The sequence below is a fragment of the Neobacillus sp. NPDC093182 genome, from assembly GCF_044754045.1.
Map to the genome: position 1 here is coordinate 1 of NZ_JBIVOI010000033.1, position 15,465 is coordinate 15,465.

The 15,465-nt window shown below is 40.0% G+C and carries 15 protein-coding genes, 1 tRNA gene, 1 rRNA gene, 1 other RNA gene and 1 other annotated feature; of the genes, 14 read left to right on the forward strand and 4 right to left on the reverse strand.

All coding sequences use genetic code 11. From position 1 onward, the window contains the following. Positions 1-79: ribosomal RNA gene (gene rrf / locus ACIQAA_RS32450) — 5S ribosomal RNA — on the forward strand; the annotation flags it as partial. 65 nt (positions 80-144) lie between these two features. On the opposite strand, the gene ACIQAA_RS32030 is transcribed toward rrf, so the two are convergent. Continuing rightward, positions 145-1,086, reverse strand: a complete 942-nt coding sequence (locus ACIQAA_RS32030) for a YaaC family protein (protein WP_402627856.1) — start codon at positions 1,084-1,086, stop codon at positions 145-147. 106 nt (positions 1,087-1,192) lie between these two features. Here ACIQAA_RS32030 and guaB point away from each other — a divergent pair, with 106 nt between their 5' ends. From guaB to ACIQAA_RS32060, 6 genes are all read left to right on the forward strand, one after another. Continuing rightward, complete coding sequence (guaB, locus tag ACIQAA_RS32035; RefSeq protein ID WP_402627859.1) at positions 1,193-2,659, forward strand: IMP dehydrogenase; 1,467 nt, start codon at positions 1,193-1,195, stop codon at positions 2,657-2,659. Positions 2,660-2,834: 175 nt separating this feature from the next. After that, complete coding sequence (locus ACIQAA_RS32040) at positions 2,835-4,169, forward strand: D-alanyl-D-alanine carboxypeptidase family protein (protein ID WP_402627890.1); 1,335 nt, start codon at positions 2,835-2,837, stop codon at positions 4,167-4,169. Between the two features lie 169 nt (positions 4,170-4,338). Then, positions 4,339-5,223 carry a pyridoxal 5'-phosphate synthase lyase subunit PdxS gene (pdxS, locus tag ACIQAA_RS32045; protein WP_374935349.1) on the forward strand — a complete coding sequence of 295 codons (885 nt, stop codon included), beginning with the start codon at positions 4,339-4,341 and terminating at the stop codon, positions 5,221-5,223. Then, entirely contained in the window at positions 5,223-5,810 is a 588-nt protein-coding gene (pdxT, locus tag ACIQAA_RS32050; protein ID WP_402627862.1) for a pyridoxal 5'-phosphate synthase glutaminase subunit PdxT, read from the forward strand. Before pdxS ends, pdxT begins: the two co-directional genes overlap by 1 nt. A 53-nt stretch (positions 5,811-5,863) precedes the next feature. Beyond that, positions 5,864-6,086, forward strand: a binding site (T-box leader). 50 nt (positions 6,087-6,136) lie between these two features. Then, positions 6,137-7,417 carry a serine--tRNA ligase gene (serS, locus tag ACIQAA_RS32055; RefSeq protein WP_402627865.1) on the forward strand — a complete coding sequence of 427 codons (1,281 nt, stop codon included), beginning with the start codon at positions 6,137-6,139 and terminating at the stop codon, positions 7,415-7,417. 62 nt (positions 7,418-7,479) lie between these two features. Further along, a tRNA-Ser gene (locus ACIQAA_RS32060) sits at positions 7,480-7,572 on the forward strand. Between the two features lie 110 nt (positions 7,573-7,682). On the opposite strand, the gene ACIQAA_RS32065 is transcribed toward ACIQAA_RS32060, so the two are convergent. From ACIQAA_RS32065 to ACIQAA_RS32075, 3 genes are all read right to left on the reverse strand, one after another. After that, positions 7,683-8,378, reverse strand: a complete 696-nt coding sequence (locus ACIQAA_RS32065; protein ID WP_402627868.1) for a deoxynucleoside kinase — start codon at positions 8,376-8,378, stop codon at positions 7,683-7,685. Between the two features lie 16 nt (positions 8,379-8,394). Beyond that, a complete protein-coding gene (locus ACIQAA_RS32070; RefSeq protein ID WP_402627870.1) occupies positions 8,395-9,042 on the reverse strand; it encodes a deoxynucleoside kinase in 648 nt (215 codons plus the stop codon). 207 nt (positions 9,043-9,249) lie between these two features. Further along, positions 9,250-10,536 (reverse strand): glycoside hydrolase family 18 protein, encoded by a 1,287-nt coding sequence (locus ACIQAA_RS32075; RefSeq protein ID WP_402627873.1) that lies wholly within the window; start codon positions 10,534-10,536, stop codon positions 9,250-9,252. 129 nt (positions 10,537-10,665) lie between these two features. Here ACIQAA_RS32075 and tadA point away from each other — a divergent pair, with 129 nt between their 5' ends. The 7 genes from tadA (at position 10,666) to ACIQAA_RS32110 (ending at position 14,929) form a co-directional block, all read left to right on the forward strand. Beyond that, positions 10,666-11,157, forward strand: a complete 492-nt coding sequence (gene tadA, locus ACIQAA_RS32080) for a tRNA adenosine(34) deaminase TadA (protein ID WP_483874200.1) — start codon at positions 10,666-10,668, stop codon at positions 11,155-11,157. Positions 11,158-11,249: 92 nt separating this feature from the next. After that, positions 11,250-11,515, forward strand: an RNA gene (ffs, locus tag ACIQAA_RS32085) — signal recognition particle sRNA large type. Between the two features lie 124 nt (positions 11,516-11,639). Further along, positions 11,640-13,328 (forward strand): DNA polymerase III subunit gamma/tau, encoded by a 1,689-nt coding sequence (dnaX, locus tag ACIQAA_RS32090; protein WP_402627879.1) that lies wholly within the window; start codon positions 11,640-11,642, stop codon positions 13,326-13,328. 21 nt (positions 13,329-13,349) lie between these two features. Continuing rightward, positions 13,350-13,667 (forward strand): YbaB/EbfC family nucleoid-associated protein, encoded by a 318-nt coding sequence (locus ACIQAA_RS32095; protein ID WP_402627882.1) that lies wholly within the window; start codon positions 13,350-13,352, stop codon positions 13,665-13,667. 69 nt (positions 13,668-13,736) lie between these two features. Next, positions 13,737-14,333 (forward strand): recombination mediator RecR, encoded by a 597-nt coding sequence (gene recR / locus ACIQAA_RS32100; protein ID WP_283862938.1) that lies wholly within the window; start codon positions 13,737-13,739, stop codon positions 14,331-14,333. A gap of 29 nt (positions 14,334-14,362) precedes the next feature. Continuing rightward, positions 14,363-14,581: a YaaL family protein gene (locus ACIQAA_RS32105; protein ID WP_402627887.1), complete on the forward strand. Its 219-nt coding sequence runs from the start codon at positions 14,363-14,365 to the stop codon at positions 14,579-14,581. Between the two features lie 84 nt (positions 14,582-14,665). Beyond that, positions 14,666-14,929 (forward strand): pro-sigmaK processing inhibitor BofA family protein, encoded by a 264-nt coding sequence (locus ACIQAA_RS32110; RefSeq protein ID WP_307193136.1) that lies wholly within the window; start codon positions 14,666-14,668, stop codon positions 14,927-14,929. The last annotated feature ends 536 nt before the right edge of the window (positions 14,930-15,465 follow it).

The following is a 15,465-nucleotide window of genomic DNA, read 5'->3' on the forward strand; positions in this document are numbered from 1 at the left end:
TACCGAACACGGAAGTTAAGCTTCTCAGCGCCGATGGTAGTTGGGACTTTGTCCCTGTGAGAGTAGGACGTTGCCAGGCAAATCAAGCACAACCTAATTTGGGTTGTGCTTTTTTGTATATAATTTACGAGAAAATGAAATGAACTAACTCATCAAGTACTCATAAATCAAAAACGGTCCCTTTTTCAGTGTTATTTCTAAGAAAGTTTTTATAAATGGATAATCACGGTTTGGCATCATTTTTGTTATTTCGCTCCACCACTCTGTTTCATATCTAGCAATCATACTTAGATTATAAAGCAGGAGATAATGAACCATCAGTTCAGGAAACAAAAATAAATTTTCTTTCTTCAGCGGCAGTACAAAAGCACTGCTTTCGAGATTGAATTTAATCGGTGAAATTCCAGTAGAAGCCCTTTTATCGTATTGAAACATGAGTCCTTCACTTGAAAATTCAATCTGATTTCCGGACTTTGTTGTGAGAAATTCCTTAAATCGGTCCTCTGTCATGTGATAAAGATCTAATATTTTTTCTGGTACTGCAAATTGCCCATGCTGAGTATATATGGGTGTAAAAGTGCTTTTCGACTCATGTACCATAAACAAATCATCTAATTCGGGAATGAGCTCAAGCAGCTCTTCCATCGTAATTTTATCGCCTTCCAATTGTTTCATGTGGAACATTTTTTCTGACATAAAAGGGAAAAGTCCATTTTTTTGAAACTTAACCTCATCTTGAAAGAATTGATAGTTTTGCTTTTTTCTTTTTCTTGTTGAAACACCGTGGGCTAAAACGGAAGTGGTTTCCGGATAAGCTGGATCAACCGTTAAGATACATGCTTTGATTAAATGTACCAGACCATAAAAAAGCAGTATTGGTTTTAGGATTAATGGTGAGTTTTCTGCTTGTTGATAATAAATTTGGCCATGCTCGAGATAATATAAAAAGGCATAGCAGTTTTCATAGCTTTTTTGTTCAGGGTTATCAATATTCCACTTTTTATAATGGTTTTTTAAAAACAGCTGGCAATGCTCTGCAGAGAAAAAACTTGCATAGCTTTTCCAGCCCTTATAGTCTGCTGCCAATGGTAATCACCTTTTTCAGAAAAATTAGACTAAATCGTTCTCCTTGACAGTATTTTGTCCAATTGATAACCTACAATTAAAAAATTTTTTCCTGGAGGCCATAAAAATGTGGGAGAGTAAATTTTCAAAAGAAGGTTTAACGTTTGATGATGTCTTATTAATTCCTGGTAAATCGGAAGTACTGCCGCGTGATGTAAGTCTTCAAGTAGAATTATCGCCGAAGGTGAAGTTAAACATCCCAATCATAAGTGCCGGGATGGATACAGTAACAGAAGCCGAAATGGCAATTTCAATGGCCCGCCAGGGTGGTTTAGGAATTATCCATAAAAATATGACAATTGAACAGCAAGCTGAACAAGTCGAGAAAGTTAAGAGATCAGAGAGCGGGGTTATTACGGATCCGTTTTATCTCACTCCAGAGCATCAGGTGTATGACGCTGAACACTTAATGGGCAAATATCGAATTTCAGGTGTACCAATTGTCAATAACCTTGATGAGCAAAAACTGGTAGGGATTATCACCAATCGTGATTTACGTTTTATCCAAGATTACTCTTTTAAAATCTCTGATGTCATGACAAAAGAAAACCTGGTTACGGCTCCAGTAGGAACCACATTAAAAGAGGCTGAAAAAATTCTTCAAAAATACAAAATTGAAAAACTCCCGCTAGTAGACAATGAAGGAGTCTTAAAAGGATTAATTACCATAAAGGATATCGAGAAAGTGATTGAGTTTCCTAACTCAGCAAAAGATACGCAGGGTCGTTTGTTAGCCGGGGCAGCAGTAGGGGTAACAACGGATACAATGCTACGGGTTGAAAAACTCGTCAAAGCAAATGTCGATGTCATTGTTGTTGATACTGCTCATGGCCATTCAAAGGGTGTACTTGATACTGTTAAGGAAATAAGAGGTCAATATCCTGATTTAACCATCATTGCTGGTAATGTGGCTACTGCTGAAGCGACAAAAGACCTAATTGAAGCAGGTGCAGATGTGGTTAAGGTCGGAATTGGACCTGGTTCGATTTGTACGACCCGTGTAGTAGCAGGAGTAGGCGTGCCGCAGATTACGGCTGTATATGACTGCGCTACAGAGGCCAGAAAGCATGGCAGAACCATTATTGCTGATGGCGGTATTAAGTATTCAGGAGATATCGTTAAGGCTCTTGCTGCAGGCGGCCACGCCGTTATGCTTGGAAGTATGCTGGCAGGTGTAACAGAAAGTCCAGGAGAAACTGAAATTTTCCAAGGTCGCCGCTTTAAGGTTTATCGTGGTATGGGTTCCGTAGCAGCAATGGAAAAGGGCTCAAAGGATCGTTACTTCCAGGAAGATAACAAGAAGTTTGTTCCTGAAGGAATCGAAGGCCGCCTACCTTATAAAGGACCATTAGCTGAAACCATTTATCAATTAATCGGCGGCTTACGTTCTGGAATGGGCTATTGTGGAACAAAAGACCTAGAAGCGTTGAGAAATAATGCTCAATTTATCAAAATGACAGGGGCAGGACTTCGAGAAAGCCATCCTCATGATGTTCAAATTACAAAAGAGGCACCAAATTACTCATTATCTTAATAAAAAAGCAGAGAAGCGCTGACTTCTCTGTCTTTTTTTTGTAAAAAGATAGTCCTATCCTCTGTCTATGATTTGAACCCCAGTTATGGTAAAATAACCAAAGTGCAGAAAATCGTTGGAGGGTATTATCGTGAATAAACTTTTTTATCGAAAACTTATTGCCAGTTCATTGGCAATGATCATGTTTTTTAGCCTTTTTGCAGGCATAAATAAAGCAGAGGCAGAAACTGCGGGATTAGATGTTAATGCATCTGCGGCTATATTAGTAGATGCAGATACGGGCATGATTCTATACGAAAAGAATTCTGAAACCGCTCTGGGCATTGCAAGTATGACCAAAATGATGACAGAATACTTACTTTTAGAAGCAGTTAAAGAAGGGAAAGTGAAATGGGGTCAAGAGTTTGTAGTTTCTCCTGAGCTTTCTAAAATGTCACATGACAATAGTTTAAGTAATGTTTTTTTACGAGTTGAAGCAAAGTATAAGGTAGAAGATCTGTACGCTGCCATGGCGATTGAATCCGCTAATGCAGCTACTCTTGCGATTGCGGAAATTGTAGGAGGATCCGAGGCTAAATTTGTTGAAATGATGAACCAAAAGGCAGCAGAACTTGGTCTTGAGAAATATAAGTTTGTAAACTCTACAGGATTAAATAATCGTGATATGTTAAAGCACTTTCCAGAAGTTGTGGGTGACCCAGACGAGGAAAATATAATGTCTGCAAAAGATGTTGCAATCTTAGCATCGCGCTTATTACACGATTTCCCAGAGGTATTGGATACATCTAGTATACCGGAAAAGACTTTTGCAAAGGGCACGGAAGATGAATTTGTAATGGACAACTGGAACTGGATGCTAGAAGGCTACGAAGAAATTGCAGAGCGATATCCTAATTATCAACAATTTGTATATGATGGTTTAGATGGTTTAAAAACCGGCTCGACTCCTTTTGCAGGGTACAATTTTACTGGTACAGCAATTAGAGATGGCCAGCGATTTATTTCAGTTGTTATGAATACAGGTTCCCAAACCGAACGTTTCAGAGAAACAAGGAAAATTCTTGATTTCGCATTTAATAATTTTAAAAAAGAAGAAATTATTCCAAAGAATTATCAGGTTAAAGGGAAAAAGACTTTACCTGTCGTCAAAGGTAAAGAAGATCAAGTGAAGGTTTATACAAAAGAAGCGGTTAACATGGTTGTGAAAAATGGGGAAAAGGATAATTTCAAAACCATTTTAACTCTCGATAAAAAGAAGGTTAATAAACAAGGTGAACTTACAGCTCCTATTAAAAAGGGCGAAAAAGTTGGAACATTATCCATTCAGCCTAAAGAGGCTGGAAGCTTAGGGTTTTTAACAGATAAAGGCCAGAACAACATTACGGTTGACGTCATTGCTGCTGAGGATGTTGAAAAGGCAAATTGGTTCGTCTTAATGTTGAGAGGAATCGGCGGATTCTTTGGAGATCTTTGGGGAGGCATTTCTTCCACCGTTAAAGGTTGGTTTTAATAGTAAGGAAATATTTAACAAAAGGATTCTTGTCTTGACAGGAGTCCTTTTTTGTTGCTTTAATGATTTTATGGAAACAATCTAATTCCGAATGAATTAACAGTATTTCCTAAATTTATACGTCAATTTTTTGCAATATTTATAAAAATGGAACTTACAAGGGGGATTTATAATGAAAACAGGTACAGATCGAGTGAAACGTGGAATGGCCGAAATGCAAAAAGGCGGCGTCATTATGGACGTTGTAAATGCAGAGCAGGCAAGAATCGCTGAAGAGGCTGGTGCGGTTGCGGTAATGGCTCTAGAGCGTGTGCCATCTGACATTCGTGCAGCTGGCGGTGTTGCAAGAATGGCTGATCCTAGGATTATTGAAGAAGTACTAAATGCAGTATCAATCCCTGTTATGGCAAAGGCAAGAATTGGCCATATTGTAGAAGCACGTGTACTTGAAGCAATGGGTGTAGACTATATTGATGAGAGTGAAGTATTAACTCCAGCGGATGAAGAGTATCACTTATATAAAAGTGATTTTACCGTTCCATTTGTTTGCGGCTGCCGTGACCTTGGTGAGGCTGCCCGCAGGATTGGTGAGGGAGCTTCAATGCTACGTACAAAAGGTGAACCTGGAACAGGAAATATCGTTGAAGCAGTACGCCATATGCGCAAAGTAAATGGACAAGTTCGTAAAGTAGTCGGAATGAATGAAGATGAGCTTATGACAGAAGCAAAACTATTAGGAGCACCATTTGAGCTTCTTCTTGAAATTAAGCGTCTTGGCCGCCTTCCTGTTGTTAACTTTGCAGCCGGCGGTGTTGCAACTCCTGCTGACGCAGCATTAATGATGCAGCTGGGTGCGGATGGAGTATTTGTAGGTTCAGGTATCTTTAAATCAGAAAACCCAGCAAAGTTTGCCAGGGCGATTGTAGAAGCTACTACTCATTACCAAGACTATAAATTAATCGCTGAGCTATCTAAAGAACTAGGAGCACCAATGAAGGGCATTGAAATTTCATCATTGTCCCCCGAAAACCGTATGCAGGAACGTGGCTGGTAATGGTTAAAGTAGGAGTACTTGCCTTACAAGGCGCCGTTCGGGAACACATTCGTTCGGTAGAGGAATGTGGTGCAGAAGGTATCGCCATTAAGAAGGTTGAACAGTTAAAAGAAATAGATGGCCTTATCCTTCCTGGCGGTGAAAGCACGGCAATGAGACGTTTGATTGATAAATATGGATTTATGGATGCATTAAAGGAATTTGCTGCAGAAGGTAAACCGATGTTTGGTACATGTGCAGGTCTGATTCTTTTAGCCAAAAACCTTGTTGGTCATGAGCCCCATATCGGTGTGATGGACATTACGGTTGAACGCAATTCCTTTGGCCGTCAGGTTGACAGCTTCGAGGCCGACCTCGCGATCAAGGATGTAGCCGACAACTTTCCTGCAGTCTTTATCCGTGCGCCGCACATTGTTGAAGCTGGAGCAGAGGTAGAGATACTTGCAAAGCATAACGACCGCATTGTAGCTGCTCGAGAAGGACAATTCCTTGGTTGTTCGTTCCATCCTGAATTAACAAATAGCCATGACATTACGGCTTATTTTGTTGGAATGGTAAAGGAAGTAAAAGCAAAACAATTTGTATAATTTGATTGCAATTGGTGGATAATTATAGTAAATTAATTTCAATAAATAAATATGTTAAAGCAATGAGAGGAACTAGTAACAGGAAGTTCATTCTAAAGAGAGCCGATGGCTGGTGTGAATCGGTGTTTGAAGCTTGTGAATCCCTCCTCGAGCAAGGTATGGAACGCCCACTTAAGGGTCAGTAAGTACTTTCGGTAAAAACCGTTAATTTTTTTCGAGGTGGACAGACTATATCTGTCAACCAGGGTGGTAACGCGGGTAACTCTCGTCCCTGTTTTTGGGGACGGGAGTTTTTTGTATTTATTTAACAGTTAGGAGTGGGACAGATGTTAGACATTAAATTATTAAGAGCTAACTTTGCGGAAGTAAAAGAAAAACTTCAGCACCGTGGTGAAGATTTAACAGACCTCGGTAAATTTGAGGACTTAGATCAGCGCAGACGTGATTTAATCGTTGAGGCAGAACAATTAAAAAGCAAACGCAACGAGGTTTCCCAGCAGGTAGCTGCTTTAAAGCGTGAAAAGGCCAATGCTGACCATCTTATTGTAGAAATGCGTGAGGTGGGCGATAGGATTAAAGTATTGGATGAGGAGCTCCGCAGTGTCGAGGAAACGCTCGACTTGTTGTTAATGAGCATTCCAAACATTCCGCATGAAAGTGTTCCAATTGGTGAATCAGAGGATGAAAACGTAGAAATTAGAAAATGGGGTCAAGTTCGGGACTTTGAATTTGAGGCGAAGCCGCACTGGGATGTTGCGGACCATTTAGGTATCCTTGACTTTGAACGTGCGGGCAAGGTTACAGGAAGCCGTTTCGTTTTTTATAAAGGCCTTGGAGCCCGTTTAGAGCGTGCACTAATGAACTTTATGCTTGACCTTCATGTAGATGAGCATGGCTACAAAGAAATTTTGCCGCCATATATGGTAAACCGCGCGAGCATGACCGGTACAGGTCAACTCCCAAAATTTGAAGACGATGCGTTTTTAATTGAGAGTGAAGATTATTTCTTAATTCCAACAGCAGAGGTGCCTGTCACCAACCTCCACCGTGATGAAATACTAAGCGGGGATGAGCTTCCAATCCGCTTTGCGGCCTACAGTGCATGCTTCCGTTCTGAGGCTGGTTCTGCTGGGCGTGACACTCGTGGATTAATCCGCCAGCACCAGTTCAATAAAGTAGAGCTTGTGAAGTTTGTTAAGCCGGAGGATTCTTACGATGAACTTGAGAAGCTTACAAATGATGCAGAGCGCGTGCTTCAATTACTTGAATTGCCTTATCGAGTGTTAAGCATGTGTACGGGTGACCTCGGCTTTACTGCTGCTAAAAAGTACGATATTGAAGTATGGATCCCGAGCTACGGAACATATCGTGAGATTTCCTCTTGCAGTAACTTTGAGGCATTCCAAGCCCGCCGTGCTAATATCCGCTTCCGCCGTGACCCAAAAGCGAAGCCTGAACATGTCCATACATTAAATGGATCTGGCTTAGCAATTGGAAGAACGGTTGCAGCAATCCTGGAAAATTATCAGCAGGCAGATGGAAGTGTAGTAATTCCTAAGGTGTTACGTCCATATATGGGGAATAAAGAAGTTATCGCACCTGAATAAAAAAAGTTAATCATGTGTTGACAGAGATAGTAGGAATGTGATATTCTATCTCTTGTCAATACGGAGGAATACCCAAGTCCGGCTGAAGGGATCGGTCTTGAAAACCGACAGGCGGGTTAAACCGCGCGGGGGTTCGAATCCCTCTTCCTCCGCCATCTTTTATAATAATAATCGCGCATAAAACTGGAGATAAAGTCCGCCCAAGCAATTGGGCGGACTTTTTATGTAGTTTTTTAGTGAGATATAAAAAGAAGCACATATTGGATTAACCAATATGTGCTTTTGATATATTTAAGATTTCTTTTAGCCGCTCGTCCACTTCACGGCATACTCTTTGTGCATCTTCTGGGCGCTTAACGACATCCGTATGATCCATGTCAATAATTAAGACATCGCTGGCGTTATAGTTATTAATAACCCACTCATCATAACCCTTCCAAACTTCAAAATAATACTCTTTCAGTTCGGGGTTAATTTCGAAGCTTCGGCCGCGTGCCATAATTCGATCAATTACAGTATCAAAGGAACCTTTTAAATAGACCATTAAATCAGGTGCCTTTTTTGGAAGCTCATTTAATTCTTCCATCATATTCTCAACAAGCTCTTCATATATTCTAAATTCAAGGTCAGAGATTCTGCCAAGATTTTTGTTTACATAGGCAAAGTACCAATCCTCGTAAATGGAGCGATCCTGTATCGTGTAAATAGGGTCTTTCCAGCTCACACAATCCTTTACTGTTTTAAAGCGTTTATTTAGGAAAAATAATTGTAAGAGGAATGGAATTCTTCTTGCGTCTAATTCTTCTGGTGTTAGTTCATAATAGAGCGGAAGAATCGGATTATTATCGACTGTCTCATAAAAAACCTTACTCTCAATTCCGCTTCTTTGAAAATGTGCATTCAATGTATCAGCTACACTCGTCTTACCAAGACCAATCATACCACCAATAACGATACTCACTTTCATCCCCCAATTCTTATCGTGTGTTTGTCGTGCTGCTTTTCTTTAATGAGCCTATGAGCTTTTCAATTATAAAATTTAAGTCATCTTCATTTTTAACAAAATCTAATTCATCACCATTAAAGCGAAGAACAGGAATTTCTGGATGTGATTGCTCAAAGCTCGTTATCGTTTGTTCGTAGTCAATCGATAGCTGTTCTAAATATAAGGGACTGATATTTTTCTCTACTTCGCGTCCTCTAATTTTAATTCGCTTAAGAAGAGTATCTAGACTCGCATTTAAATAGATAATAACATTCGGCTTTGGCATGTCTTCCGTTAGGAGCTGATATATTTTATAGTATTTTTGATATTCAACGGGGTTTAAAGTCCTCTGTGCAAAAATTAAGTTCTTTAAAATATGATAATCTGCTACAACAGCCTGACTTTTCCTTAAGTAGTGAGTATTAATATCCCCTAATTGCTTATACCGGTTGCAAAGAAAAAACATTTCCGTTTGGAAACTCCACTCTTCAATATTGTCATAAAACTTCCCCAAAAATGGATTCTCATCGACAATCTCTTTTAATAAAGCAAATTTAAATTGATCTGAAATGGCTTTTGCGAGAGATGTCTTACCTACACCAATCGGCCCTTCAACGGTAATAAAGGGAGTATACCCCATTGCTGATCCTCCTTCTCCAACTGCCTGCAAATTCTATGTTTAACCAGTAATAAACCGGAAACTTTTTTCTAACGTTCTTAATGGCACAAATAATATATTATCATAATCTTTCACAGGAAGGGATATGGAAATTGTAGAAGAAGAAATTTTAATGTCGAATATATGAAAAAACTGCCGAATTACGGCAGTTTATGTTATCAAAATATATTAACCTCTTTTTACCACATTGAAATTCTCGACAATTAAGAGCCAATTTTGGGGAAATGCCAAGCCAAGCTTCCAATAACTCATCCCTCTAATACCTAATTCTTTTATCAAATTAAATTTGGCTTGGATAGAGCGGGCATCCTCAAACCAAACCTCATGCTGCTTTCCGTCTGCTGCTGTGTATCGGAAGAAAGGTGCCTGTGCTTTGGTATCATACTGAATAGGAACGTTGTTTGCAGCAGCAAGTTCAATTGCCTGCTGCGGGCTGACAGCTCTTGCAACAGAACCTTGAACAAAAGGAAGAGTCCAGTCATATCCATATAAATTCTGACCCATTAAGATTTTATTTGGAGGCATTTCTGTAAGTGCATATTCTAAAACCCTCCGAACCTGATCGATAGGTGAAACTGCCATGGCAGGACCGCCACTGTAGCCCCATTCATAGGTCATTATCACGACAAAATCTGCTATTTGACCATGAGCCCTGTAATCATGTGCTTCATACCATTTTCCTTTTTGTGTAGCGCTTGTTTTCGGAGCCAGGGCTGTACTCATTAACCAGCCTTCACTATTAAACCGGGTCTTCGCCTTTCTTAAGAAGCGATTATAGGCTTCACGATCAGCGGGACGTAAGAATTCGAAATCAAAATGAATATCCCTAAATCCATATTTTTTGGCAGTGGCTACAATATTGTTTAAAAAGCGATCTTGTATCGGTATATCATTTAATAAAATCCGTCCCAATTCGTCGCTAAATTCGTCATTTTCTTGATTATCTACTACCATCATTAATGTATTTCGGTTAGCTCTTGCGATGGCTGGGAAATTATTTAGTAATGGTTCCCTGAGTGAACCATCGCGAAGTGCATGAAAGCTAAATGGTGCTAAGTAAGTTAAATAAGGAGCTGCTTCCCGTGCACTCGTTTCTAGTATCGGGGCCACAGAGGTACCGCGGGGTTCAACATAGGCATTAAATTCTGCTCTTCTTTTCGGTGGCTGAGGGATATATAAGCGAAAGCCGACATAGAGCTGCTGGTTTAATGAGATACGATTAACTGATGCGATTTGTTGATAAGGTACACCCACTTTTTGCCCAATCGACCATAGACTGTCTCCAGGCTGCACATAATAAAAACTGCCAACAATCGGAATCACCATTGCTTGACCGACGACAAGATTATTTGGATTAGGGATGTCATTTGCATCAACAATATCATTCGCTGTTGTATTGTATGCCCTAGCAATGGTCGTCAGTGATTCATTTCTTTTCACAACATGAATTTGCATATTCTTCCCCTCCTAAGCAAGACCGCTACATCTATTCTATGAGTGAGATATTCGATTCATGATATAATGGGGAAAAATATCAATAGGACTCAATGAATATGAATAAATAAGGTGGTATCATCATTGGCTATAGATGTATTTTCAGATGAATATTATATGCAAGAAGCCATAAAGGAAGCGAGAAAGGCAGAAGCTCTATTAGAGGTTCCCATCGGAGCCATCATCGTGATAGATGGGAAAATTATTTCCCGAGCACATAATTTACGTGAAAGTAAACAAAGTGCGGTCGCCCATGCAGAAATTTTGGCTATTGAACAAGCATGTAAAGAAACAGGCTCATGGCGGCTGGAGAATGCGAGCCTTTATGTCACTCTTGAGCCTTGTGCGATGTGCTCGGGTGCGATTATCTTATCAAGGGTCAAGAGAGTTGTTTATGGTGCTGCAGATCCAAAGGGAGGCTGTGCGGGAACATTCATGAACCTCCTGCAAGATGAGCGTTTCAATCATCAAAGTGAAGTAACGAGCGGTGTACTGAAGGAAGAGTGTGGTCAGTTACTATCAGCCTTCTTTCGTCAGCTTCGAGAAAAACGAAAAATAGCAAAAAAACAATCCTTACAGTAATTTACAAGTGATAAAGATTGATTTTTTCCTCGAAAGTTAGTATACTAAAAAAGCGTCAGATAAAGACGCCTTAAAATTTGTTATCAACTTTGCCGTGCTAGGCGGGGAGGTAGCGGTGCCCTGTACTCGCAATCCGCTCTAGCGAGGCTGAATCCCTTCCCGAGGCTGGTATCCTGTAGGGTCCGCCTTAAGTAAGTAGTGTTGACGCCCGGGTCCTGCGCAATGGGAATCCATGAACCATGTCAGGTCCGGAAGGAAGCAGCATTAAGTGGAAGCTCCCATGTGCCGCAGGGTGGCCTGGGCCGAGCTAACTGCTTAAGCAGCGCCTATGGGTGCGGAGTCGACGGAAGGTGCACGGCAGTTTATAATGTAAAAACAACTCATTTCGAATACGAGATGAGTTTTTTTGTATTCTCTTTGATAAATAGAAAAAAGATAAGTTATAATGATGAGGATAGAATATTTTGAAGGGGGCGATGTTTTTGGCTTATCAGGCTTTATATCGTGTTTGGCGTCCTCAGCAATTTATTGATGTAGTAGGACAAGAACATGTTACGAAAACATTGCAAAATGCCCTGCTTCAACAAAAAATTTCCCATGCCTACTTATTTAACGGGCCGCGAGGAACAGGTAAAACAAGTGCAGCAAAAATTTTGGCTAAAGCGGTAAATTGTGAGCGATCTCCAATTTCTGAACCTTGCAATGAATGTGCTGCATGCAAGGGAATTACCAATGGAACTATATCAGATGTGCTAGAATTCGACGCAGCATCAAACTCTAGAGTGGAAGAAATGCGGGACGTTCTTGATAAAGTAAAGTTCGCTCCAACCGCTGTTAACTACAAGGTCTATATTATTGATGAAGTGCATATGCTATCCATTAGTGCGTTTAATGCCTTGTTAAAAACGCTGGAGGAACCGCCAAAGCATGTTATCTTCATTTTAGCCACGACCGAGCCGCATAAAATTCCCTTAACGATTATCTCTAGATGTCAACGATTTGATTTTAGACGGATTACAGCACAATCAATCGTAAATAGAATGAAATTAATCGTTGAGGAAACAGGCGTTAAGTGTGAAGAAGATGCCTTAAAAATGATTGCTAGAGCGGCCGAAGGCGGTATGCGTGACGCCTTAAGTCTTTTAGACCAAGCTATCTCTTTTAGTCAGGATGAAGTAACAGTTGAAGATGCATTAACGGTCACAGGCTCTGTTTCGCAGGGATTCTTAAATAAGCTTGCAAAAGCTGTATTGGAAAAGGATGTAGCCAGTGGATTAGAAGCACTTGAGGAATTGTTGTTTCATGGGAAAGACCCATCAAGATTTATTGAGGACTTTATATTATATTATCGAGATATGCTGTTATACAAAACAGCACCAAACCTTGAAGAATCATTAGATAGAGTCTTGCTGGATGAGGAATTCCGTCAAATTGCTGAGGCTGTTCCTTATGACGAGATTTATCAGCTTATCGAATTATTAAATAAGACGCAACAAGATATGCGATGGACCAACCATCCGAGGATCTTTCTCGAAGTTGCAATCGTTAAACTGTGTCAAACGGAAGCTAAGCAGATAGAGCCAATGCCTGCGGGACAAATCTCTCAGCTGCTTAAAAAAATTGAACAGCTTGAGCATGAACTGCAACAGTTAAAAACAAATGGTTCCGTTGTTGTTCAAGAAGCAGCGCCACAGGCAGCGCAAAAGCCTTCGCAGAGAAGTTCAAGAAAAGGATTCCAGCCTGCAGTTGGAAGAATAAACGAAGTATTAAAGAATGCAACAAAGAATGATATAAATCAAATTAAAAGCAAATGGGGCGAAATGAGAGGAAGATTAATGAAATCTCATGCTGCACTATTAAATGAAGCGGAGCCAGCTGCTGCTTCAGCTGATGCTTTTATTTTAAAATTTAAACATGAAATTCACTGCCAAATGGCAATGGATAATAACCGTTTTGTTGAGACGATTACTCTTGCTCTACAAGAATTAACAGGAAATCGATATCTCGTGCTAGGTGTGCCTGAGGAACAATGGCTATCTATTCGAGAAAACTTTTTAAGCACACAGCATCATGTTGAGGGAGAAGTTCCTGGATCTAAACAGGAAGAAGAGCCGCATATAGCAGAGGCAAAAAACTTGTTTGGTGCTGAATTTGTAGAAATTATTGACTAATTAATTGGAGGTTGACAGGTTATGCGTGGTGGAATGGGCAATATGCAGAATATGATGAAACAAATGCAAAAAATGCAAAAGAAAATGGCTGAAGCACAAGAAGAGTTAGGCCAGCAAAAGATTGAAGGAACAGCAGGCGGCGGAATGGTAACTGTCATTGTAACAGGACACAAAGAAGTGGTGGATGTTCAAATCAAACCTGAAGCAGTGGATCCGGACGACATCGAAATGCTGCAAGATCTTGTATTGTCGGCAACCAATGACGCGCTGAAAAAAGTAGAAGAGCTCACAAACAATACAATGGGCCAATTCACAAAAGGAATGAATCTGCCTTTTTAATTCATGAAGATCCAGTTTATGCGCCTTTTCGAAGGCGCATATGCTTTTCTAGGAGAGGAATAATAGATAATGCATTATCCAGAACCGATTTCAAAGTTGATTGACAGTTTTATGAAGCTGCCTGGTATCGGGCCAAAAACGGCTGCGCGTTTGGCTTTTTATGTATTAAGTATGAAAGAAGATACTGTGCTGGATTTTGCCAAGGCGCTTGTAAATGCTAAGCGGAATTTAACTTATTGCTCTGTCTGCGGTCATATTACAGATCAAGATCCGTGTTATATATGTGAAGACCAACGTCGAGATAAAAGTACTATTTGTGTTGTTCAAGATCCAAAGGATGTCATCGCAATGGAGAAAATGAAGGAATTTAATGGTATGTATCATGTATTACACGGTGCGATTTCACCTATGGACGGAATAGGCCCTGAAGATATCAATATTCCTGATTTATTAAAGCGTCTCCATGATGAAACCGTACAAGAAGTTATTCTAGCGACAAATCCGAATATTGAAGGAGAGGCAACGGCAATGTATATTTCCCGCCTGCTAAAACCATCAGGGATTAAGATTACCCGGATTGCTCATGGCCTCCCAGTCGGAGGAGACCTAGAATATGCAGATGAAGTTACACTATCCAAAGCTCTAGAGGGTAGAAGAGAACTTTAATCATAAAACAGAGTACCGGGGGAATAACGATGTTTTTCCAGCGTAAAGGGTGGCTGCGAAAAGAGTTTGATCAAAAACTTTTAACACAGCTGCAAGAGTATAAAGAACATTGGCAGAAACAAAAACAATTACTCGACAAAAGTTTTGACCCTTCAGAAGAAGCGATATGCCAGACAAAAATTGCCCAAGTAAAGTACTTCTTTCTATTAAGAGAAGCAAAAGAAAGAAATGTAAGTATTAAAAGGTAAAGATAAAGCTATTCCATTTCAAGGTCTATTTTTTATAACTTGTACATATGTTGTTATAAAAGATTTTGAAGGGGGATAGCTTTTTTGGAACCAATTATGATTATTGCCATATCAGCGGGGCTCATACTTATTCTTTTGTTTGCCGGGGCTCCTTTTAAGCCAGCTAGGTTTATTGGTCAAGCTGTTGTAAAGTTATTGATCGGTGCACTATTATTATTCTTCTTAAATACAGCAGGTAATAGTTTTGGTATCCACGTACCAATTAATTTTGCAACATCAGCTGTATCTGGTTTTCTTGGGATTCCAGGATTAGTAGCGTTGGCTGCGATTCAAAAATATATTATCTAATTTGAACGAACCGCTGAGACAACAGCGGTTTTTTTATTATTTTGGCTGTGTTAATGAAGACAGATGGTTTTAGAACCTGTTGATTGGAGCGGAAGGCGCTCGACTCCTGCGGGATGAACGAGCTGAGTGAGACCCCGCAGGTCGGTACGACCGAGGAGGCTCACGGGCGAGCCCGCGGAAAGCGTAGCGCTTGGAGTGTAAATCAACAGCCAAATTTAACACAGCCATTATTTTTTTAAAAAACTATTGACCAATCTAGTAATGTACTGTAATATATTAAAAGTCGTCACAAACGACAACGCAATACATTTAAAAAAACTTATTGACTTTAATAAATAAGTTATGATATATTAATAAAGTCGCTTACGAGCGAATGAGAAAAATTGCTCCTTGAAAACTAAACAAACAAGAACGTCAACAAACAATTTTTTAGCTTTTTATAAAAGCTAAGCCAACGTAACAAATGAGCTATATCAACTTTCTTGGAGAGTTTGATCCTGGCTCAGGACGAACGCTGGCGGCGTGCCTAATACATG

Coding starts and splice junctions, on each gene's coding strand:
- recR (WP_283862938.1), top strand. CDS start 13,737: ATGCATTATCCAGAACCGATTTCAAAGTTGATTGACAGTTTTATGAAG.
- pdxT (WP_402627862.1), top strand. CDS start 5,223: ATGGTTAAAGTAGGAGTACTTGCCTTACAAGGCGCCGTTCGGGAACAC.
- ACIQAA_RS32075 (WP_402627873.1), bottom strand. CDS start 10,536: ATGCAAATTCATGTTGTGAAAAGAAATGAATCACTGACGACCATTGCT.
- ACIQAA_RS32040 (WP_402627890.1), top strand. CDS start 2,835: ATGATCATGTTTTTTAGCCTTTTTGCAGGCATAAATAAAGCAGAGGCA.
- serS (WP_402627865.1), top strand. CDS start 6,137: ATGTTAGACATTAAATTATTAAGAGCTAACTTTGCGGAAGTAAAAGAA.
- ACIQAA_RS32095 (WP_402627882.1), top strand. CDS start 13,350: ATGCGTGGTGGAATGGGCAATATGCAGAATATGATGAAACAAATGCAA.
- ACIQAA_RS32070 (WP_402627870.1), bottom strand. CDS start 9,042: ATGGGGTATACTCCCTTTATTACCGTTGAAGGGCCGATTGGTGTAGGT.
- ACIQAA_RS32105 (WP_402627887.1), top strand. CDS start 14,363: ATGTTTTTCCAGCGTAAAGGGTGGCTGCGAAAAGAGTTTGATCAAAAA.
- guaB (WP_402627859.1), top strand. CDS start 1,193: ATGTGGGAGAGTAAATTTTCAAAAGAAGGTTTAACGTTTGATGATGTC.